Origin of the sequence: Streptomyces mesophilus (genome assembly GCF_011044995.1) — a bacterium.
In the GTDB taxonomy this organism is placed as follows: Bacteria; Actinomycetota; Actinomycetes; order Streptomycetales; family Streptomycetaceae; genus Streptomyces; species Streptomyces mesophilus.
This window is the reverse complement of the sequence record NZ_JAAKZW010000146.1, coordinates 1-20,625: the sequence shown is the minus strand read 5'-3', so window position 1 is coordinate 20,625 and position 20,625 is coordinate 1. Positions and strand designations below refer to the sequence as shown.

The following is a 20,625-nucleotide window of genomic DNA, read 5'->3' as shown; positions in this document are numbered from 1 at the left end:
TATAAGAGACAGATGTTGACCCGCCCCCGCCCACCGAGCCGTCCGAGACCCTGCACACGCTGTATCTGTCCGCCCTGCGCTATCAGAACCCGGCGACCCGTTCCGGGGTGGATCCGACCGCCGTGGCGGCGCTGTTCTCCGACCAGGCCACGTACGAACGGATCTGGGGCACCGACTCCCTCGGCGTGACCTGCGGGGAAAGAACCGACGGGGTCCTAGCGGCGGGAGGGGTCTCGCTCTACCGGGGGACCGAGCGGCTCGACCGTACGGCGTCCCTCGACTTCGACACGACCACGGGCAGGGTCACGGACCTGACCTGCACACCCGTCGCCGGCCACGGCAAGGGCGGCGACCCAACGGTCTCCGGCTTCTACGGCGGTCTCGTGGAGGCTGCCCGATCCGGTGACGCCACGACCCAAAGGGCTCAGCTCGCGCAGCAGTTCGTGACCGAGCACCTGCGATCCGCCCAGGAGTCGACCGCCGCAACCTGCTCCTCTCGCACGCCCAGGTTCTGGCTCGCCGACAACCCGTCGTCCGCAACTCTCAGCCACGGGTGGACAGTGACCTTCGACGACGGCCATGGCTTCCCCATCGACATCGACGAGAACGGGAAGATCGCGCGGTCATGCGGCGGATGAGCCGTGACCCGGTGAGCGAAGGCTGACCCCGTCTCCCCCGCGCGGCGGAGGCGGATCGTCAGTGCGCAGGACGTGGTGGCGCGGGTGCGGGCGGGAGCTTGGTCCCATGACCAAGACACCGCTCGCCCCGGTTCCCGGACCGACCGCCCTGTCGCCCGCGCGCAGGCTCCTGCGCCTCGCCGCGATCGTCTCCTGCCTCCCGTATCTGACACTCAAGATCGCCTGGATCCTCGGCAGCCACCTCGGAATCCCCGACGGCAGTTCGCTGCTCGAACACCGCGGCACGATGCTGGTCGCCAACACCGTCACCGTCCTGATGGACGCCTGTGTGATCGCGCTCGCCCTGCTGCTCACCCGGCCGTGGGGGCTGCGGGTGCGGGCCTGGCTGCTGCTCGTGCCGGTGTGGGTGGCGAGCGGGCTGCTCGCCCCGATCATGACCGGGTTCCCGGTGCAGCTCCTGATCAAGGTGCTGGGCGGGGACGTACGGACCCAGTCCGCGTCGGAACCGTTCCTGCACGAGTGGGTGTTCGGGGTGGTGTACGGCGGCTTCATCCTCCAAGGGCTCGCGCTCGGCGGCCTGTTCGCCCTCTACGCCCGGCAGCGGTGGGGCCATCTGTGGCGCGGCCGGGTGGGCGACCTGGCCACCCCCGCTTCCCGCCCCCTCGCCCTGACCGCCGCCGTCGTCGCCCTGGTCCCCGTCACCGTCCACCTGATGTGGGCCTTCGGCTCGACCGCGGGCCTCGGCGCGGACGCCGTCCGCGACCGCGCGACCGACACGTACGCCCTCGAGGTGCTGCACGCACTGTTCCCGCTGACCGCGGTGGCCGGCGCCCTGGTCGTCGCCTTCCGGGTGCCGCCCCGGCTGCCGCTCGCCGTACCGCTTGCCGTCGCCTGGGTCGGCTCCGGCGCGACCGCCTGCTGGGGCGGCTGGATGACGCTCGCCTCGCTCGGCGCCGGGGACATCGCGGAGCGCCCCACCGCGCTGGTCACGCTGACCTACGCTGGGCAGATGATCGTCGGGATGCTCGTGATCGCCCTCGGGGTGCGCTTCTTCGCCGCACGCTCGGCCGTGGCGCACGACCGCACAGCGGCCCCGATCCCCGTATGAGCCCTCGAACCGCCGCCGGGGCGCTGCTCGGCCGGACGGCCCGCCTCAGGTGGGTCCATCTGGTCCTGGGCGGCGCCCTGTTGATGCCGTTCTGGCTGGTCGGCTCGCTGGTGGTGCTGCCGCTCGCGGGCGGCGGGGAGACGCTGCTGAGCGGTTCGGTGTCCGGCCAGTTCGGCGCGTACGCGCTCGCGCTGCCGCTGGCCGCCCTCGCGGGCCTCTTCCCGCTGGTGCGGCCGCTGTCCGTGGCGATGGCGCGGGCGCTGTGCGGGGTCGACGGCGTCCGGTTCGCGGAGGGCCCGGCCCGTGGCCCGGCGGCGCGGCGGCGCACCGCGGCCTGGTTCACGCTGCACGTCGGGGTGGGCGGGCTGCTCAGTGGCGCGATGCTGGCGCTGCCGCCGTTCGCGGTGGCGGTGATGCTGCTGCCGGTGCCGGGCGTACGGGAGTTCCTGCGGGTGCCCGCGTCCCTCGACCGGACCTGGGTGTACCTGCTCGGCCCGCTCGCCGGACTCGCGATGCTGCTGGCCCTCGCGGCCTGCGCGACGGCGGCGGGCGCTCTGCTCGCCCGCTACGCTCCCGTCCTGCTCGGCCCCACTCCCGCCGACCGCCTCGCCGCCGCCGAGGCACGCGCCGCCGAACTGGCCGTACGCAACCGGCTCGCGCGCGAGCTGCACGATGCGGTCGGCCATGCGCTCAGCGCCGTGACCCTGCAGGCGAGTGCCGCGCGCAGGGTGCTCGACCGCGACCCCGCCTTCGTACGGGAGGCTCTTACCGCCATCGAGGACACCACGCGGCGCACGGTAGGTGAACTCGACGCGGTGCTCGGCCTGTTGCGTGAGGGCGATGAGGCGGCCCTGGCCCCCGCACCCACGCTCGCCGAGGACCTGTCCGGACTGCTCGCCCGCACGCGGGCCACCGGAACGCCCGTCGACGCGGCCGTGGAGACCGACATCGCCTCGCTGCCCGCCCTCGTATCGCGCGAGGCGTACCGGATCGTCCAGGAAGGGCTCGCCAACTCCCTTCGGCACGCGGCGAGTTCACCGATCGCGCTGCGGATCACCGAGGCCGCCGACACCGTGGAGATCGTCATGGAGAACGCGCTGTCCGAGGCTGCCGCCCCACGCCCCGGGGGTGGCAACGGGCTCAAGGGCATCGCCGACCGCGCCCGGCTGCTCGGCGGCAGCTGTACGGCGGGACCCGACGGCGACCGCTGGCGGCTGACCGTCCGGCTGCCGCTCACCACGGGCAGGGCGGGCAGCGCGGGTGGTGCCCGGTGAGCGCCGCACCCGTACGGATCGTCCTCGCCGACGACGAACGCCTGGTCCGCACCGCCCTGCGCGCCATCCTCGACGCCGAGCCCGGTATGGAGGTGGTCGGCGAGGCCGCGAGCGGCGCCGAGGCGGTCTCCGTCGTCCGCGCGCTGCGGCCCGACGTCGTGCTCATGGATGTGCGCATGCCCGAGATCAACGGCATCCGCGCCACCGAACAGATCCTCGCCTCGATGGACGCCCCGCCGCGGATCATGGTCGTGACCACCTTCGAGAACGACTCCTACGTGTACGACGCCCTGCGCGCCGGCGCCGCCGGATTCCTGCTCAAGCGGACCGACGCCGACCAGCTGGTGCAGGCGGTACGCACGGTGGCCCGCGGCGACTCGCTGCTCTTCCCGGCGGCGGTACGGGCGCTTGCCACCGAGCACGCGCCCCGTGCCCGCCCCGCTCAGCCGGCCTGGGTGGCCCGGCTCACCGGACGTGAGGCGGACGTGCTGCGCGCGATGGCGACCGGCCGGACCAACGCGGAGATCGCCGGACAGCTGGGCCTCGGGCCGGCCACGGTGAAGAGCCATGTCGCGGCGGTCCTGGCGAAGACGGGCGCACGGGACCGGACCCAGGCGGTGATCGCGGCGTACGAGGCTGGCTTCGTCGGCGGCTGAGCACCCCTACGGCACCCCACGGGCGCCCCACGGCGCCCCACAGCACCGCCACAACCACACGCCTCGTACATGAACGCTTCGTGAGAAACGCAACGAGCAGGAACGAATCGCCCTCCCCCGCTCGTCTCCCCGAGTGCGATGAACAAGACGATCAGACGAATCTCGGTCTTCACCCTGCTCCTCGTGCTCTCCCTGCTGGTCAGAGCCACGTGGGTGCAGTTCTACGACGGCCAGGCCCTCGCGGACAACAAGCACAACCGGCGCGGCACCATCGACAAGTACGCGTATCCGCTGGGCGGCATCATCGTGGGCGGCGAGGACATCACCGGCTCGGAACGCACGAAGGGCAGTGACCTGGCGTACAAGCGCACGTACAAGGACGGCTCGCTGTACGCGGCCGTGACCGGCTACAGCTCCCAGGTGTACGGGGCGACCCAGCTCGAGGGCATCTACCAGGACGTCCTCGACGGCACCGACACGCGTCTGAAGAACCCGCTCGACACCGTCACCAACAAGCGGGCCGACCCGGGCGACGTCGTCACGACCATCGATCCGGCCGTGCAGAAGGCCGCGTACAAGGCGCTCGGCGACAACAAGGGCGCGGCCGTCGCGATCGACCCGAAGACCGGCAAGATCCTCGGGATGGTCTCGACGCCTTCGTACGACCCGTCGAAGATCGCCGGGTCCACGGACGGAGACGCCTGGGAGAAGCTCACCAAGGACGAGGACAAGCCGCTGGTGAACCGGGCGATCCGGCAGCCGCTGCCGCCCGGCTCGACGTTCAAGCTGGTCGTCGCGGCGGCGGCGCTCGAGGACGGTCTGTATCCGTCGGTGGACGTGAAGACGGACAGCCCCGACCCGTACACGCTGCCCGGCACCACCCACCCGCTGCCCAACGAGAACCCCTCGGCGCCGTGCAGCAACGCCACGATCCGCACCGCGCTGCAGTACTCGTGCAACAACGTCTTCGGCAAGATGGCCGCCGACCTCGGCCAGGACAAGGTCAAGGCGATGGCCGAGAAGTTCGGCTTCAACAACGAGAAGCAGGACGTTCCCGTCCGTGCCTCGGAGAGCCTGTATCCGACCGGCATGGACAAGGCCCAGACCGCTCTGTCCGGCATCGGCCAGTTCGACGTGACGGCGACCCCGCTGCAGATGGCGATGGTCTCTGCCGCGATCGCCAACGGCGGCACGCTGGTCGACCCGCACATGGTGTCGCAGGTCACGGACTCGGACGGCTCTGTCCTGCAGAACTTCGACGACGCGGGCAGCTCGCGCATCCTCAGCGAGTCGGTGGCCGAGCAGCTGCAGTCGGCCATGGGCACGGTCGCCGATCAGGTCGGCGCCAACGCGAAGATCCCCGGCGCGACCGTGGGCGGCAAGACGGGTACCGCCCAGCACGGCGAGAACAACAAGGGCACGCCGTACGCCTGGTTCACGTCGTACGCGAAGGGCGGCGACGGCAAGGAGGTGGCGGTCGCGGTGATCATCGAGGACTCCAGCACCGCACGCGACCAGATCAGCGGCACGGGGCTCGCGGCACCGGTCGCGAAGGCGATGATGCAGGCGGCACTCAAGAGCTGACCGCAGGTGGGGGTACGGGATCTTCCCGTACCCCCCACACGCGTCACTCCCCGTTGACCAGCTGCTCGATCGGATCGATCCCGAAGTAGACCAGGAACAGCGCGGCCGCTCCCCAAAGCAGCCAGTGCACCTCGCGCGCCTTGCCGAGGACGGCCTTGATCACCACGTACGCGATGAAGCCGGCGCCGATGCCGTTGGTGATCGAGTAGGTGAACGGCATCACCACGATGGTGAGGAAGGCCGGGATCGCCAGGTCCCAGCGCTCCCAGTCGATATGCCGCACCTGCGCCATGAGCAGGAAGCCGACCGCGACCAGGGCGGGCGCGGCGGCCTGGGCGGGCACCATCAGGGCGAGCGGCGCGAAGAAGAGGGCGAGGGCGAACAGACCGCCGGTGACGAGGTTCGCGAAGCCGGTCCGTGCCCCTTCGCCGACACCGGCCGCCGATTCGATGTACGAGGTGTTGGAGGAGGCCGAGGCGGCTCCGCCGGCCACCGCCGCCGCACCGTCGATGAGCAGGACGCGGCCGAGGTTCGGCACCTTGCCCTGCTCGTCGAGCAGCCCGGCCTCGCTGGAGATGCCGACGACCGTGCCCATGGTGTCGAAGAAGTCGCTCAGGATGAGCGTGAAGATCAGCAGCACCAGGGTGACCGCGCCGACCTCGGAGAAGGCGCCGAACGGACTGAACGCGCCGAGCAGCCCGAAGTCCGGTGTGGCGACGAGATCGTCCGGGACGCTCGGGGCGGTGAGTCCCCAGGCGGTGGGCGCGAGGTCGGCGATCTCGTTGACGATCACGGCGATCATTGTGGTGACCACGATGCTGATGAGGATCGCCCCGCGCACCTTGCGCGCGAGCAGCGCCACGGTGAGCAGCACCCCGATGCAGAAGACGAGGATGGGCCAGCCCGCGAGCCGTCCCGCGGCGCCGAGCTGCACGGGCACGGAGCCGGTGTCGCCGGGGATACGGGTGGCGAAGCCGGCGTCGATGAAGCCGATGAACGCGATGAACAGGCCGATCCCGACGCTGATCGCGTGCTTGAGCGCGGGCGGGATGGCGTGCATCACGGCCTCGCGCAGACCGGTCACGACGAGCACGCAGATCAGCACGCCTTCGACGAAGACGAGGCCCATCGCGTCCGGCCAGCTCATCTGGGGTGCGAGCTGGAAGGCGACGACGGCGTTGAGGCCGAGTCCGGCGGCGAGGGCGAGCGGCAGATTGCCGCCGACGCCCATGATGATCGTCATGACCGCGGCCACCAGGGCGGTGGCGGTGACGAGTTCGGGGCCGTCGAGGGTGTTGCCGTACTTGTCCTCGGTGGTGCCGAGGATGATCGGGTTCAGGACGAGGATGTAGGCCATCGTGAAGAACGTGGCGAAGCCGCCGCGTATCTCACGGCCGAAGGTCGAACCGCGGGCGGTGATACGGAAGAAGCGGTCCAGGGGACTCGCCGGCGGCTCCGGTATGTCGTCGGTCTTGCCGGCCGGATCGGCTGTGTGCGCCACGGGGGTGCTCCTGAGGGGTCAGGGTGCGGGTGTTGGCTGGATTGTTCCCCTGTGGCGGCCGGTTCAGGTTTTCACCGTGTTACGGATTGGCAGTCAACTGGTCGGTTCGGCCTGCCTCTTGGCGATCTCGTACGCGACCGTCTCGCGGGCCCGCAGTGTGTGGCCGCCGAAGACCCGGGCGGCTCGTGCGGTCGCCTCGTCGGGTGTGAGACCGGGGCCGACATGCGTGATGAGCAGCGTCCGGACCGCGGCCTCACGCGCGAGGGCACCCGCGTCCTCGGGGGTCAGGTGCACCGGTTCGCCCTCGTGCCGGTCCACGTAGGCCTCGGCGAGCAACACATCGGCGTCCCAGGCGAGTTCGGTCAGCTGCGGGCAGGGGCCGCTGTCTCCCGTATACGCGAGGACGGCGCCCTCGTACGTGATGCGGGCGCCGTACGCCTCGATGCCGTGGGCCACGGCGCTGCTGGTGAGGACCGGGCCACCGAGGTCGATGTCCGCGCCGTCCTCGATCGAGTGGAAGGCGAAGACGCCGTCGAGCGGGTCCGGCATCCCGTAGAAACCGGCCAGGCGGTGGGGCGCCGCGGCCGGGACGTGGACAGGGATCGGGCGCTCGACCTTCAGGCCCCCGTCCGCGATGCCCGCTTCGGCGGCGATCAGGTCGGTCCAGTGGTCGGAGTGCAGATGGCTGATCCAGATCGCCGTCAACTCCCCGGGGTGTACGTGCCGTTGGAGCTCTGCGAACGTGCCGGGCCCGGCATCCACCCACACCTTGGCAGCGCCCGCCTCGACGAGGTACCCGGAGCAGGGACGGCCGGGCTGCGGGTGCGGGGCGGCGGTGCCCAGAGGGGTGAGGGTGAAGGTCATGGGGCGAGGCTAGCCCGGCCCGGGGCGCCCCGGGGCGGCCCGGAAGAGGGCAGCCGGCCGCGATCGCCACCGCTCAGGGAAGGGGCGCCCAGTCGGGATCGCGGCCGCTCAGGCCGAGCACGCGGTCGAGCAGCGGGGCGGAGTCGGGTACGGGGACGGTGGGGCCGAAGAGGCCTTCGCGTTCGGGGCCGTCCGGGGTGGCCGCCACCATGTCGTACGAGACCTTCAGCGATGCCGCGTCGGGACGGTAGGACTGGCCCGTGGCGCGTGCCAGGTCCCAGCCGTGCAGCACCAGCTCGTTCATCGCGACCTGGGCCGCGACAGGGGCGGGCAGGTCGACGCCGCCCGCCTTGGTGAAGCCCTCCCAGGCGGCGGGATCGCGCCAGGACTCGGCCAGTTCCGCCAGGTTCTTGGCGAGATCGGCGCGCCAGCCGGGGCCGATGTCCGAGGCCTCCACGTCGGGCGCACTGTCCGCGGCGGGCCCGAGGTCCTTGCGTGCCGCATCGCGGAAGGCCGCGGCGAGGCCGACGATGTGGCCGAGGAGGGTGCGTACCGCCAGGCCCGGACACGGTGTGGGGGCGTCCAGCTGATCGTCGGTGACGCGGTCCGCCAGATGGCCGACCAGTCGTGTCTGCTCCGTGAAGTCGATGGCTGTCATCAGGGTTCCTCCGGTTGCCGGGACGCGTGGCGCAGCCCCGCTTCACAGTGCAGACCGCGTCGGCGCCCGAAAGTCATCGGCGTTCGCTCCAAGGATCCGGGCGGCCCGGAAGTAGGGCATCTGCCCGATGCCGCCCGCCCGGCCTTAGCGCGAGCCTGCCCCGTATGGCATGGACGACTTGGCAGGTGCTCCGCCACCGCAACGCGAGGCTCTATCTCGGCGGCGTGGTGGTCTCCGGATTCGGCACGTCCGCGATGTGGCTGGTCTCGGGCGTCTGGGTCAAGTCGCTCACCGGATCGAGCAGCCTGGCCGCACTCGCGACCTTCGCGCTGTGGCTGCCGGTGCTCGCCGGCCCGCTGCTCGGCACACTCGCCGACCGCACCCGCCGCAGACCGCTGCTGATCTGGACGAACGTGGGCCTGGCCGTGCTGCTGTGCGCCCTGCTCGCGGTGGATTCGGCGGACCGTGTCTGGATCCTGTTCGCGGTGCTCTTCGTGTACGGCGCGGCGGGTGTCGTGCACGACGCGGCGGAGGCCGCACTGATCGCCTCGGCCGTCGACAAGAAGCTGCTCGGCGACTTCAACGGGCTGCGGATGACGGCGAACGAGGGCATGAAGCTGCTCGCCCCGCTCGCGGGCGCCGGCCTGTTCGCCGCGTACGGGGGTGCGCGGGTCGCCCTGCTCGACGCGCTCACCTTTCTCGCGGCGGCGGGGCTCTATGCGCTGCTACGGGTGCGGGAGCAGCCCAAAGCCGCTCCGGAACGCGGCAGTTGGCGGACGCACACCGTCGAGGGCGCACGGTATCTGCGCCGCCATCCCGCGCTGCGCACGCTCGCCCTGGCCGGCGGCTTCACGATGTTCCTCGCGGGCGTCAACGGAGCGCTGATCTTCGCCGTCGTCGACGAGGGCCTCGGCCGCTCCCCCGCCTTCGTGGGCGTGCTCTACGCCGTGCAGGGCCTCGGGTCGGTGGCGGTCGGCCTGCTGTCGGGTCCGCTGCTGCGGCGTTGCGGGGAGCGGGTGTTCGCGGGCGCCGGGCTCGCGCTGTTCGCGGTGGCGGTGGCCCTGCGGGCGCTCCCGTACGACGCGGTGGCGCTGGCGGCGAGCGCGGGGATCGGCGTCGGGCTGCCGTGCGTCCTGATCGCGGTGCTCACGGCGGTGCAGCGGGAGACCCCTGACCATTTGGTCGGGAGGGTCGCGGCGACGGCCAACACTCTGGTGTTCGCGCCGAACGCGGTGGCGCTGGGTCTCGGTGCGGGCCTGGTCGCCGTGGTGGACCACCGGGTGCTCCTGGTGGTGCTGGGGGTCGCCGGCCTGGCGGCCGTACCGCGATTGGCGACAAGCGGACTGGTGACAAGTACACGACGAAAACGGGGCGTTGAAACCTAGAATTCCCCGTACGGCTGATGCGCGGCCGTTCAGGCGGGGGTGGGCGTGGAGTTCCGGGTGCTGGGGGATATCGGGGCTGGGCCGGACACCGGCGCGGTCGATCTCGGGTCGGCCCGGCAGCGCAGCGTGCTCGCGGCGCTGCTCGCGGACGCCGGCCGGCCGGTGGCCGTCGAGCAGTTGGTGGACCGGGTGTGGGGAGAAGCCCCGCCGCGGCGGGCCACGGACACCCTGTACAGCTATGTGTCCCGGCTGCGCAGGCTGCTCCCCGGGGTGATCGACCGCGGGCCGGGCGGTTATGCGCTCGGCGTGGACGCGGCGGCGATCGATCTGCACCGCTTCCACGGACTGGTCCGACGGGCCAGGCGGACCGACGACGCCACGCGGGCGGCGGCCCTGTTCCGGGAGGCGCTGGAGCTGTGGCGGGGCGAACCGTTCGCGGGCGTGGACACCCCGTGGTTCAACGAGGCCCGCGATCTGCTCGTCAAGGAGCTGTGGGCCGCGCGGCTCGACTGCACCGATCTGCGACTGCACCTCGGTGAACATGCCGCGCTGACAGCCGAGTTGGCCGAGCAGTGCACGAGCCGTCCGCTGGACGAGCGGCTCGCCGCCCAGTTCATGCTCGCCCTGTACCGCTGTGGAAGGCAGGCCGACGCGCTGGCCCACTACCGGCACGTACGCGCTCTGCTCGCCGCGGAAATCGGCATCGATCCCGGCTCCGAGCTGCAGCGTCTGCACCAGTCGATCCTCAGCGGCGGCGCCGGCACGAGCCCGCAGTCGGCCGCGACGCCCACCTCGACGGCCCCGGCCGAGGAACCATGGCGGGTGCTGCGCCAACTCCCCCTGGACATCGCGGGGTTCGCGGGACGGGAGGACGCGATCAGGCGCCTCGAGAAGGAGCTCACGGCGCCCCAGGCCGCCCCCGTCGTCGTGTCGGGCTCGCCGGGCATCGGCAAGAGCGCGCTCGCCACGCATCTCGGGCATCGGCTGCGGGACAGCTTCCCTGACGGCCAGTGGTACGTGCACCTCTCCGGCAACGGCGGCCGCCCCCGGGATCCGGCCGAGGCGCTGTCCGCGCTGCTGCTGGCCTCCGGACAGGAACCGGGCTCGATACCCGAGCAACTGGAGGGCCGCGCGGCGGCCTTCCGCAGCCGGCTGGCCGACCGCAGGGTGCTGCTCCTCCTGGACGACGCCGCCGACGCCGACCAGGTACGGCCGCTGCTGCCCGGGACGTCCGGCGCCTCGGTGCTGATCACCAGCAGGTCCGATCTGCGCGGACTGGCGGTGAGCCACGCCGCCCGCACCGTGCCCCTCGATGTCCTCTCCCCCGCCGAAGCACGCGATCTGCTGGCCAACTCGCTCGGCGCGCAGCGGGTGGCGGCGGAGCCGGAGGCCGCCGGGCACCTGGCCGAGCTGTGCGCCCGCGTGCCCCTGGCCCTTCGGATCGTCGCGGCCAACCTCGCCGCGCGTCCCGGCCGGCCGCTCGCGGCGTACGCGGCGGAACTTGCCGCCGGGGAGCGGCTCGCCAAGCTCGCCGTCACCGGGGACCGGCAGGCCGCCGTCCGGCAGGCCTTCGACCACTCGTACGCGGCTCTGGAGCCGGACACCGCCCGGCTGTTCGCCCTGCTCGGACTGCATCCCGGACCGGACTTCACGGCCGGGGCCGCCGCGGCGCTGCTCGGCTCGCCCGTCGACACGGCCGACCACCTCCTCGACCGGCTCACCACGGCCGGACTGCTCCAGCACACCGCGCTCGACCGGTTCCGTTTCCACGATCTGCTGCGGCTGTACGCCGCCGAGCACGCGGCGGCCGACCCCGGGCGGGCCGCCGCCTGGCAGCGGCTCGGCGACTGGTATCTCGCCACCACGGACGCGGCCACCGCGTTCGACTACTCGGGCAGCGTCCAACTCCCGCGCCCCCGCACCCGGTCCACACCGTTCGACGGCCGGGAGCAGGCCCTCGCCTGGCTGGACGCCGAGCGCACCAACCTCACCGCCCTCGTCGTCCGCGCCGCCGGTACCGGCCCCCGCGAGCTCGCCTGGCAGTTGACCGACCAGCTGCGCCTGTACTTCTACGGACGGCGGCACATCGCCGACTGGACGGCCACCACGACGGCGGCGCTGCGGGCCGCCGAGGAGGAGGGCCAGGAGCTGGCGCAGGCCCTGATCTGGAACAGCGTCGGACTGCTGCGCCAGCACACCGGCGACAATTCCGGCGCCCTGACAGCCCTGCACCGAGCCCAACAGGGCTACCGCACCACCGGGTTCACCCTGGGAGAGGTCTCGCTGCTCAGCAACCTGGCGGTGCACCACGCCCTGCGCGGCGACATGCGCCCGGCTCTCGACCACCAGCAGAAGGGGCACGCGCTGCTACGCGACCTCGACCGGCCGGTGCTTCTCGCCCGAGGGCTGAACACCATGGGTCTGACCCACGCGTACCTGGGCGAGTTCGAGCAGGCCGAGCGCCATACGACGGAGGCGGTCGACCGGCTGCGGGCGGTCGACCGGCCGACCGGCACCATGGGCCCGTTGATCAACCGCGCCGTGGCACGCCACGGTCTCGGCCGCTACGCCGAGGCACTGGCCGACGCCACCGAGGCCCTGCGCCTGAGCGAAAGGCACCCGCACGGCACCAGCGGGCCCGCGGCCCACGAGATCCTCGCGCGGATCCACCGTGACAGCGGCCGGCTCGACCAGGCCCGCACGCACGCCGAGCACTCCCTGCGCGCGGCCATCGATCACGGTGAACCCGCCCTCCTGGCCGACGCACTGATCACCCTGGGTTCGGTCCGCACACTGGACGGCGACTCGGCGGTCGCTCTCGCCTGCCTCCAGGAAGCCCTGGAACTCACCAGCCGCGTCGGCCTGCGCCACCAGGAGGCCGAGGCACACGCCCAACTCGCCCGCACCCACCTCGCGTCCGGCGCCCCGGCCGAGGCGAGGCACCATGCGGAGCGGGCACTGGACCTCGCCCGGCCCCGGGAACTGCGCCCGGTGGAGCAGCACGTCCTGGAAACCCTCGCGGCGCTCACGGAGGCGACGGACTGAGCGGCGCGGGGCCGGCAGGCAGGCATGAGCGCCTCGGCCCCACCGGAGCAGCCGGGCGCCGCCCGCCCCGGCCGCTCAGCCCAGCGCGGCCCGCACCAGCTCCAGGTCGGCGTCGGAGGCCAACCCCGCGTGATACAGCCGCAGTTCGGTGGCCCCGAGCTCCGCGGCCCGTGCCGCGTCCTCGCGCAGCCGGGCGGGAGCCCCGCCCATCCCGCTCACCACGGTGAGGTTCGCGGCGAGCACCGCACCCTCAACGCCCTCGGCCGCGAACGGTGCGACGAGATCCGCGCCGCCCGTGCACGGCACGACCACCCCGTCGGCCACACCCAGGATGTGCGCCGGGTCCACGCCCGCGTTGGCGCCGCAGTGGTGCGTGACCGGGTCGGCGTGGAGCAGCACCTGGAAGTCCGCGGGGGCCGCGGCGCGGACGGCCGCGACGGCCTCCTCCTGGAGCGCCCGGGACACGGAGGACCTGAACTCCAGGTTCGCGGAGAGCAGTTCGGCGTCCAGGAGCTTGTCCATGGGCACGTCCGGCGCCGCTTCCCCGCGCCAGACGGGTTCGAGCGCCTGCCGGACCGCCGACGCGAGGGCGTCGGGGTCGAGACCCGCCCCCGTATAGCCCTCGCGGCAGGAGCCGCAGAAGCAGAGCGACATCAGGTACTGGGCGGCGTCACCGAGCCCGACCCCGCCTGTCTTGTCGTGCGCGTGCAGATGCGCCAGGCCGTACCAGCCGCAGGACTCCAGCTCGGTGCCGCGCGCACCCGGCCGTACGGCCGCCTCGGCCGCCAGGTCGACGAGGTACTCGCGGGTGGCGGGCTGTGCGATGCACGGCGCCCACGGGTAGCGGTCGCCATAGGCGTTGACGACCGAGGTGTCCGGATGCTCGGCGCCCATACGGGAGTTGTGCGCGAGCACCACCCAGGTGTGGACCTCGAGGCCCGCCTCATCGAGGGCCGTGGCCGCCGCGCCGAACGCGTCACCGGGAGCCCAGGCCCCGGCCGCGTACGGCCGCAGCGTCCGCCCCTGCCAGCGCTCCCCCGGCGGGTACAGGACCGCGGCGTGCTCGGCCGTGACGATGCGGTGGGACGGGTGGCGCGGGGTCAGCGCGCGGGTGGAGTGGTACGCGGAGGCGAGGGTGACCTGGTCGACGCCGAGTGAGGCGATACGGCGGGCGGCGCCGGGGTCGCCGTTGACGTCCCAGGGATAGACGAAGGCGGAGGTTTTCAGGGCGTCGGCCGAGGTGTTCCTAGGGCCGTGGGTCGAGGTGCTCCCGCTGCCGTGGGTCGAGGTCGTCACGCGCCCGCCCCCTCGGCGAGCAGCGCACGGCCCCGCTCGATCAGCTCGGCCAGCTCCTTGACCTGCTGGTCGCTCGGCTCGTGCAGCGGGGTGCGCACCTGGCCGACCTCGAACCCGCGCAGCCGTACGCCGGCCTTCACCAGGGCGACCGCGAACCCGCGGCCCTGGTTGCGGAGTTCGACGAACGGCCGGTAGAAGCCGTCGATCAGACGGGTGGCCGTCTCGTCGTCGCCCGTGTTGAGCGCGCGATGGAAGGCCTGGGCGATGTCGGGCGCGAAGCAGAACACCGCCGACGAGTACAGCGAGACCCCGATCCCGCGGTACGCGAGGCCGGTGAGCTCGGCGGTCGGCAGTCCGTTGAAGTAGAGGAAGTCCGCGCTGCCGGCGGTCCCCGCGCCGCGGACCGTGCTGACGATCCGCTGCATCAGGTCCATGTCGCCGAGGCCGTCCTTGAACCCGATGATCTTCGGGTGCGCGGCCAGCTCGACCACGGCCTCGGGCGTGAAGACGGCGTTGTCCCGCTGATAGACGATCACTTCGAGCGAGGTGGCGTCGGCGAGCGCGCGATAGTGGCGTACGAGCCCCTCCTGCTCGGCCTTGACGAGATAAGGCGGCAGCGCGAGCAGCCCGTCCGCGCCGGCCTCCTCGGCGAGCTTCGCGTACGCGATGGCGAGCGCCGTTCCGTACCCCGCGCCCGCGATCACCGGCACCCGCCCCTCGGCCGCCTCGACCGCCGCGGCCACACAGGCACGGAACTCCTCGGGCGTGACCGCGTGGAACTCACCCGTACCGCAGACGGCGAACACCGCCGCACCACCGGCCTCGACGCCCGCGCGCACATGCGCGCGGAAGGCGTCGAGATCGAGACCGCCGTCCGGACCGAAGGCGGTCACGGGAAAGAACAACGGTCCGCTGGGGATGCTGAGTCGAGCGGCGAGCGGGGCTGACGTCACGGGCTCTCTCCCTGGGCGCGGCGGACCGGGTGCACCGCAGCTGTCGTGCTGCGACATCGTGCACGTTTCTGATCCGCGTCTATATTTCTGAACACGCTCACGCTAAAGCGCCCCAACACCGCCGGTCAAGCGTCCAGGTCAGCCTCATCATCAGCGAATTCGCCGTCAACGGCGCCGCCTTGACGGCCGGTCGCGACCTCTTGACGCACCCACCGAAAGATCCATAGCGTGTCCACGGATGTGAATGGCGTACAGGCATGCGTTCATCGGGTACGTGCCGGTGCCTCTGCGTCCCCGCGCGTATACGTTCGTGTCCGAACGCCGCCCAGGCACCGGACCCGACCCAGGCACCCGAGGAGACCACCCCATGCCCGCTCCCCGCACCGTTCTGCTCACCGGCGCCGCCGGCGGTCTCGGCACCCTGATGCGGGGGCTGCTGCCCGCGTACGGCCATGAACTGCGGCTACTCGACATGGTCGCGATCGAGAGCGCCGAGGGCGAGCCGGCCGCGATCAAGGCCGACCTCTCCGACAAGGAGGCGCTGCGCGAGGCGGTGCGCGGGGTCGACGCGATCATCCATCTCGCGGGTATCTCACTCGAGTCCACTTTCGACAAGATCCTCAAGGCCAACATCGAGGGCACCTACAACCTGTACGAAGCGGCCCGCGAAGAGGGCGTGCGGCGGATCGTGTTCGCCTCGTCGAACCACGCCGTCGGCTTCACACCCCGGCCCAGGGGCGACGACCCGCTGATCCCCATCGACACCCCGCGCCGGCCCGACACTTTCTACGGCCTGTCCAAGTCGTTCGGCGAGGATCTCGCCCAGTTCTACTGGGACAAGCACGGCATGGAGACGGTGTCCGTGCGGATCGGCTCGTGCTTCATGGAACCCACCTCGCTGCGGATGCTGTCGGTCTGGATGTCGCCCGGCGACGGCGCACGCCTCTTCCACGCCGCGCTCACCGCGCCTGACGTGGGGCACACCGTGGTCTACGGTTCGTCCGCCAACACCCGGCTGTGGTGGGACCTTTCGAGCGCCCGCGCGCTCGGCTACGACCCGCAGGACGACTCGGAGCAGTACGCCGAGAAGCTGATCGCCGAGCAGGGCGAACTGTCGGACGACAACCCGGACCACGCGCACCTGGGCGGTCACTTCTGCACGAACCCGCCGATCTGGCCGTACTAGGGCCTGATCCACAAGACGGGCCCTGGCCCCGCCTGCCGCGAGGGCGCCGAAATCCGGTGTACGCGCCCGCGAGGCGCCCTCTAGGCTCCGGGCATGCCAAGGCCCCACGGATTCCGGTACGAGCAGCACGGCGACGCGACCGTCACGATCACGCACCACGGTCGCGCCGCCTCGACGCTGCGCGGGTCGCGCGCGCAGAAGTTCCTGGCCGAAGTGGCCTCCGGCGACGAGCAGTTGGTGATGGCCCGCTGGACGGGTGCGTACAAGTTCGGCAACGAACGTGTCGCCCGCAACCATCCGCGCAACCGGGGCTGAAGCCTGTCGGCCGGGACCGTGGCGGAGCTCAGCCCGTGGCGGGAACGTTGGTCTTGGTCACTTCGCCGACCTTGCAGGACTTGGCGGACGGCGCCTTCACGCCGGGGCCGATGCCGTAGGACCCCTTGCTCTCGCCCTGCCAGGAGCCGCCGGGCTCGATCTGGTACTGGACCACCTGGCCGTTGGCGCGCAGCGTCCCGTCGGGGTCGACGGACATCAGCCGGCCGACGTAGTTGGCGGCCATATCCGAATTCCCGTTGGTGACCTCGTACTTGAACGTGATGATGCCCGTCGAGTCCACCGGCTTCTCCACGACACAGTCGACGATCCGCACCTCGCCCTTGACGGGCGTGACCTTCCCCTTGCGGGCAGGGGGCGCCGTGGTCGGGGCTTCGTACGTCGGCACTCCGGCCGTGTCCGTCGGCAGCGGCGGAATCGTCGTCTCGACCACGTCGACGCCCCCGCCGGAGCCGCCGCTCGACCCGGAGCTGTCGTGATCGTCGTCGCATCCGCCGTCACCGCCGCGCCGGGCGCCGGTCAGCGCCACGACGACCAAGGCGAACACGGCCACCGCACGCGCATGCCGCAACTTCACGCTTCCCCCAAGGCAACGTCCCCGCCCCCCACGGGCGTCAGGTGCGCGACAGGGTAGCGGGTTCCGGCCGGCGCCAGGTGTGCTGTCCCGGCACGTTGGTCATCCCGTCCGTGCTCGGTCAGACTGGCGGGCATGATCTCCGTGGTGCAGAACGTGGCAATCGACTGTGCCGACGCCTATGCGTTGGCCCGGTTCTGGAGCGAGGTGACCGGGCATCCGGTGGGTCCGGAGACCGGGCCCGGCGACCACGAGACGCAGGTGCTGCTGCCCGAGGGCCCGGTGCTCTACTTCAACCAGGTGCCGGAGCCGAAGACGGTCAAGAACCGCATCCACCTGTGCCTGCGCCCGAGTTCCTCGCGCGAGCCGGAGATCGACCGCCTCCTGAAGCTCGGCGCCACCTGGGTCGGCGACCACCGGCAACCGGACGGCTCGGGCTGGGCCGTCCTCGCCGACCCGGAGGGCAACGAGTTCTGCGTGCTGCGCAGCGAGTCCGACCGCGCCGCGATGTCCGACTGACCGTCGCCGTACCCGCCGTACCGCCGTATCCCAGGGAGCCGTACATGCAGGTAGCCGTAGTCACCTTCGACGGGTTCAACGAGCTCGACAGCTTCATCGCGTCCGCGCTGATCAACCGGTGCCGCAAGGACGGTCTCGAAGCCTTCATCACGACGCCGACGCCTCAGGTCACGTCGATGAACGGGGTCGAAGTGACCGGGCAGCGGCCGCTGGAGTTCATGGCCGAGGCCGATGTCGTACTGATCGGCAGCGGGGTGAAGACCCGCGACGTGGTCGCCGACGATCAGCTGGTGTCCCGGCTCACCCTCGACCCCACACGCCAGTTGATCGGCTCCCAGTGCTCCGGCGCCCTGGTGCTCGCGCGCCTCGGACTCCTGGGGACCATGCCGGCCAGCACGGACCGCACCAGCCGGCCCTTCGTCGAGGCGTGCGGAGTCACCGTCCTCGACGCCCCGTTCCACGCCGAGGGCAACATCGCCACGGCCGGCGGCTGTCTGGCCTCGCAGTACCTCGCCACCTGGGTGATCACCCGCACCCTCGGCGAGGAGGCCGCGCGCGCCGTCCTCGATTACGTGGCGCCGGTGGGCGAGAACCAGGAGACCGTCGAACGGGCCCTGCACACCGTCCGTTCCGGCGAGGCCGCCCTGCGCTGACGGTCGCGGACCGCGGTCAGCGCCGCACGACGCAGAACGGATGCCCCGCCGGATCGGTGAACACCCTTGCCCGGTCGCCGTCATGCGGCTGATGGGCCGGCTTGCCCGCGCCCAGCTCCAGGAGCCGTGCCTCGACCTCGGCCAGGTCGTCCTCGACGTTGAAGCAGATGTGCAGTTGCTGCGGTACCTCCGGGTCGGGCCAGGTCGGCCTGCGGTGGTCGTCGACCCGTTGGAAGCCGAGGAGGAGTCCGTCCTCGCGGTTGAGGCCGGCGAAGTCGGCGTTCGACTTCGGATGAGGTTCGAGACCTGTGACCTGTTCGTAGAACGCGGCCAGAGCGAGCGGGTCCGGGCAGTCGAGCGTGATCGCGCCCAGTCGCATCCGCAGCGGCATGACGGCTCCTCGGGCAGACCGGTGATGGTGATCTTGTCGCTGCCCACCCTAAATACCCTGCCGGCACCGGCGTTCGGCGGCCGTGCGGCCGGTGCGGCCGCAGCGCAGAACCGGCTCCCGGCCGGGGCCGTCCCTTTTCTCATGAGCCATGACGACTCCGCCAAGAGCCATGACGACGAAACCCTCCTCGCCGAACAGCGGGCCTACTACCGCGCGGCCGCGGCCGAATACGACCGGCCCTACGAGGACTTGGACGAGTTACGGCGCCTGCTGACGGTGGTCGACGAGCTGCCGGTCCGGGGCGATGTGCTGGAGCTGGCCTGTGGAACGGGCCAGTGGACACCGCTGCTCGCCGCACGGGCGCGGTCGGTGACGGCCGTCGACGCGGCCGCCGACGTGCTTGCCGTCGCCCGGACGCGCGCCGCCCCGCCCCACGTACGGTTCGTGCGGGCCGACCTGTTCGAGTGGCGCCCGTCCCGGCGCTACGACACCGTCTTCTTCGCCTTCTGGCTCTCCCATGTGCCGCCCGCACGGCTGGCCGCGTTCTGGGAGACCGTGGCCGCGATGCTCGAACCGGGCGGCCACGCGGTCTTCATCGACGACGGTCCCGCCGCCGCCACGACCGAGGAAGGCGTCACCGACGGGCCCGTCCCCACGGTGTTGCGCCGGCTCGACGACGGCGGCGAGTACCGCATCGTCAAGGTGTTCCACGACGCCCGTTCACTGAAGGACGACCTCACGGCGCGAGGCTGGACCGTACAACTGCGAACCATGGACCGCAGCTTCATCGGCATCGCCCGACCGCCCGGCTGACTCACTTCGGCGGTGTGGCCTCGCCCTGCCAGAAGCTCCACCGGTAGCCCCACGGATCGACCACCGTGAAGGTGCGCGGCCCGTACGGCTGATCCTGGGGAGGCGTCACTTCGGTGGTCGTGGCTTCGCGGACGTGTGCGTAGTACGCGTCGACATCGTCGACGTGCACGATCAGGAGCGCGTTCCTGCCGTCCTGTTCGATGTCGCCGCCGCTGAGGGAGATCTTCACCGGTCCGGCCTGGATATCGGCCTCGGTCGTCCGCCCGGAGTCGTCCCGCCAGCGGATCGGGTCGGTGAAGCCGAGGACGCGCTCCATCCAGTCCAGCGCGGCGTCCGCGTCGTCATACCGGAGGTAGGGGGAGAGGCCTTTGATCGCCATGCGACGTTCCTCCTCGTATGGGTGGAGTTCAGTCTATGGGCGGACGCGGCGGTCCACGGGCAGAGGCGGCGGCAATGGAAAGCGCCCGCTCCGCCGAGCTCGGCAGAACGGGCGCCCCGGTAGGAGTGACGGCTACAGCGCCTGAGCCGCCGGCTTCACCATCCCGCGTACCGTGCGGGACTTGACGAAGTCGCCCACCGCCGTCATCTCCCACTCGCCGGAGAACTGGCGGATCAGCTTCGCCATCATGACGCCCGTCTGCGGCTCCGCGCCGGTCAGGTCGAAGCGCACCAGCTCCTCGTTCGTGGCCGCGTCGACGAGGCGGCAGTACGCCTTGGCGACCTCGGTGAACTTCTGGCCCGAGAAGGAGTTGACCGTGAAGACCAGACCCGAGACCTCCTGCGGAAGGCGGCCCAGGTCGACCACGATGACCTCGTCGTCGCCGCCGCCCTCACCCGTGAGGTTGTCGCCGGAGTGCTTGACCGCTCCGCCCAGAATCGCGAGCTTGCCGAAGTAGCAGCTGTCGATGTGGTTGCGGTTCGGCCCGTACGCGATGACGGAGGCGTCCAGGTCGATGTCCTTGCCGCGGAACGCGGGCTCCCAGCCGAGGCCCATCTTGACCTGGGACAGGAGCGGGCGGCCGCCCTTGACCAGGGAGACGGTCTGATTCTTCTGGAGGCTGACGCGGCCCTTGTCCAGGTTGATCTTGCCGGTACCCGGGGCCGCCGGGGCCGGGGCAGCCGGCGCTGCGGCGGCCGGCGCGGGCGCGGGCGTCTGGGCCCAGGCGCGCGGGTCCGGCGCCGCGGGGGCGGGGG

Annotated in this window: 21 protein-coding genes; 12 read left to right on the top strand and 9 right to left on the bottom strand. The window is 71.7% G+C overall.

Features of this window, described 5'->3' with window-relative positions; genetic code table 11:
- The first annotated feature begins 107 nt into the window (after positions 1 to 107).
- From G6045_RS27550 to G6045_RS27530, 5 genes are all read left to right on the top strand, one after another.
- Complete coding sequence (locus tag G6045_RS27550; RefSeq protein WP_165334821.1) at positions 108 to 638, top strand: hypothetical protein; 531 nt, start codon at positions 108 to 110, stop codon at positions 636 to 638.
- A 106-nt stretch (positions 639 to 744) separates the two neighbouring features.
- A complete protein-coding gene (locus G6045_RS27545; RefSeq protein WP_165334820.1) occupies positions 745 to 1,746 on the top strand; it encodes a hypothetical protein in 1,002 nt (333 codons plus the stop codon).
- Positions 1,743 to 3,020, top strand: a complete 1,278-nt coding sequence (locus tag G6045_RS27540) for a sensor histidine kinase (protein WP_165334819.1) — start codon at positions 1,743 to 1,745, stop codon at positions 3,018 to 3,020. Before G6045_RS27545 ends, G6045_RS27540 begins: the two co-directional genes overlap by 4 nt.
- The gene (locus G6045_RS27535) at positions 3,017 to 3,676 is read left to right on the top strand and encodes a response regulator (RefSeq protein WP_165334818.1); all 660 of its coding nucleotides are present in this window, start codon (positions 3,017 to 3,019) and stop codon (positions 3,674 to 3,676) included. Before G6045_RS27540 ends, G6045_RS27535 begins: the two co-directional genes overlap by 4 nt.
- A gap of 138 nt (positions 3,677 to 3,814) precedes the next feature.
- Positions 3,815 to 5,260, top strand: coding sequence for a peptidoglycan D,D-transpeptidase FtsI family protein (locus tag G6045_RS27530; RefSeq protein WP_165334817.1), 1,446 nt, complete (start codon positions 3,815 to 3,817; stop codon positions 5,258 to 5,260).
- A 43-nt stretch (positions 5,261 to 5,303) separates the two neighbouring features.
- Here the strand turns inward: G6045_RS27530 and G6045_RS27525 are convergent, their stop codons facing one another.
- The 3 genes from G6045_RS27525 to G6045_RS27515 all read right to left on the bottom strand — a co-directional run bounded on the left by G6045_RS27525 (position 5,304) and on the right by G6045_RS27515 (position 8,283).
- Positions 5,304 to 6,722, bottom strand: a complete 1,419-nt coding sequence (locus G6045_RS27525) for an NCS2 family permease (protein ID WP_165334823.1) — start codon at positions 6,720 to 6,722, stop codon at positions 5,304 to 5,306.
- 132 nt (positions 6,723 to 6,854) lie between these two features.
- Positions 6,855 to 7,625 (bottom strand): MBL fold metallo-hydrolase, encoded by a 771-nt coding sequence (locus tag G6045_RS27520; protein WP_165334816.1) that lies wholly within the window; start codon positions 7,623 to 7,625, stop codon positions 6,855 to 6,857.
- Between the two features lie 73 nt (positions 7,626 to 7,698).
- Positions 7,699 to 8,283, bottom strand: coding sequence for a TIGR03086 family metal-binding protein (locus tag G6045_RS27515; RefSeq protein WP_165334815.1), 585 nt, complete (start codon positions 8,281 to 8,283; stop codon positions 7,699 to 7,701).
- A gap of 164 nt (positions 8,284 to 8,447) precedes the next feature.
- Here G6045_RS27515 and G6045_RS27510 point away from each other — a divergent pair, with 164 nt between their 5' ends.
- Positions 8,448 to 9,668: an MFS transporter gene (locus G6045_RS27510; RefSeq protein ID WP_165334814.1), complete on the top strand. Its 1,221-nt coding sequence runs from the start codon at positions 8,448 to 8,450 to the stop codon at positions 9,666 to 9,668.
- Positions 9,669 to 9,725: 57 nt separating this feature from the next.
- The gene (locus G6045_RS27505) at positions 9,726 to 12,713 is read left to right on the top strand and encodes an AfsR/SARP family transcriptional regulator (RefSeq protein ID WP_328707918.1); all 2,988 of its coding nucleotides are present in this window, start codon (positions 9,726 to 9,728) and stop codon (positions 12,711 to 12,713) included.
- A 75-nt stretch (positions 12,714 to 12,788) separates the two neighbouring features.
- On the opposite strand, the gene G6045_RS27500 is transcribed toward G6045_RS27505, so the two are convergent.
- Positions 12,789 to 13,940 (bottom strand): hypothetical protein, encoded by a 1,152-nt coding sequence (locus G6045_RS27500; RefSeq protein ID WP_165334822.1) that lies wholly within the window; start codon positions 13,938 to 13,940, stop codon positions 12,789 to 12,791.
- 65 nt (positions 13,941 to 14,005) lie between these two features.
- Positions 14,006 to 14,962, bottom strand: coding sequence for a 5-dehydro-4-deoxyglucarate dehydratase (locus G6045_RS27495; RefSeq protein ID WP_165334812.1), 957 nt, complete (start codon positions 14,960 to 14,962; stop codon positions 14,006 to 14,008).
- A gap of 367 nt (positions 14,963 to 15,329) precedes the next feature.
- Between G6045_RS27495 and G6045_RS27490 the strand changes: the two genes are divergently transcribed.
- Together G6045_RS27490 and G6045_RS27485 are read left to right on the top strand one after the other, a co-directional pair.
- Entirely contained in the window at positions 15,330 to 16,148 is an 819-nt protein-coding gene (locus tag G6045_RS27490) for an NAD-dependent epimerase/dehydratase family protein (protein WP_165334811.1), read from the top strand.
- A gap of 93 nt (positions 16,149 to 16,241) precedes the next feature.
- Entirely contained in the window at positions 16,242 to 16,463 is a 222-nt protein-coding gene (locus G6045_RS27485) for a hypothetical protein (RefSeq protein ID WP_165334810.1), read from the top strand.
- Between the two features lie 28 nt (positions 16,464 to 16,491).
- Here the strand turns inward: G6045_RS27485 and G6045_RS27480 are convergent, their stop codons facing one another.
- Positions 16,492 to 17,058, bottom strand: a complete 567-nt coding sequence (locus G6045_RS27480) for a hypothetical protein (protein WP_165334809.1) — start codon at positions 17,056 to 17,058, stop codon at positions 16,492 to 16,494.
- 132 nt (positions 17,059 to 17,190) lie between these two features.
- Here G6045_RS27480 and G6045_RS27475 point away from each other — a divergent pair, with 132 nt between their 5' ends.
- Positions 17,191 to 17,574: a VOC family protein gene (locus G6045_RS27475; protein ID WP_165334808.1), complete on the top strand. Its 384-nt coding sequence runs from the start codon at positions 17,191 to 17,193 to the stop codon at positions 17,572 to 17,574.
- Positions 17,575 to 17,618: 44 nt separating this feature from the next.
- Entirely contained in the window at positions 17,619 to 18,227 is a 609-nt protein-coding gene (locus tag G6045_RS27470) for a DJ-1/PfpI family protein (protein ID WP_165334807.1), read from the top strand.
- Positions 18,228 to 18,243: 16 nt separating this feature from the next.
- Here the strand turns inward: G6045_RS27470 and G6045_RS27465 are convergent, their stop codons facing one another.
- Positions 18,244 to 18,618, bottom strand: a complete 375-nt coding sequence (locus tag G6045_RS27465; RefSeq protein WP_165334806.1) for a VOC family protein — start codon at positions 18,616 to 18,618, stop codon at positions 18,244 to 18,246.
- 141 nt (positions 18,619 to 18,759) lie between these two features.
- On the opposite strand from G6045_RS27465, the gene G6045_RS27460 reads away from it, so the two are divergent.
- The gene (locus tag G6045_RS27460; protein ID WP_165334805.1) at positions 18,760 to 19,431 is read left to right on the top strand and encodes a class I SAM-dependent methyltransferase; all 672 of its coding nucleotides are present in this window, start codon (positions 18,760 to 18,762) and stop codon (positions 19,429 to 19,431) included.
- A 1-nt stretch (position 19,432) separates the two neighbouring features.
- On the opposite strand, the gene G6045_RS27455 is transcribed toward G6045_RS27460, so the two are convergent.
- Both G6045_RS27455 and G6045_RS27450 read right to left on the bottom strand, forming a co-directional pair.
- Positions 19,433 to 19,810: a VOC family protein gene (locus G6045_RS27455; protein ID WP_165334804.1), complete on the bottom strand. Its 378-nt coding sequence runs from the start codon at positions 19,808 to 19,810 to the stop codon at positions 19,433 to 19,435.
- 132 nt (positions 19,811 to 19,942) lie between these two features.
- Positions 19,943 to 20,625 (bottom strand): TerD family protein (locus G6045_RS27450; RefSeq protein WP_165334803.1); only part of this gene is annotated, 683 nt, incomplete at its 5' end.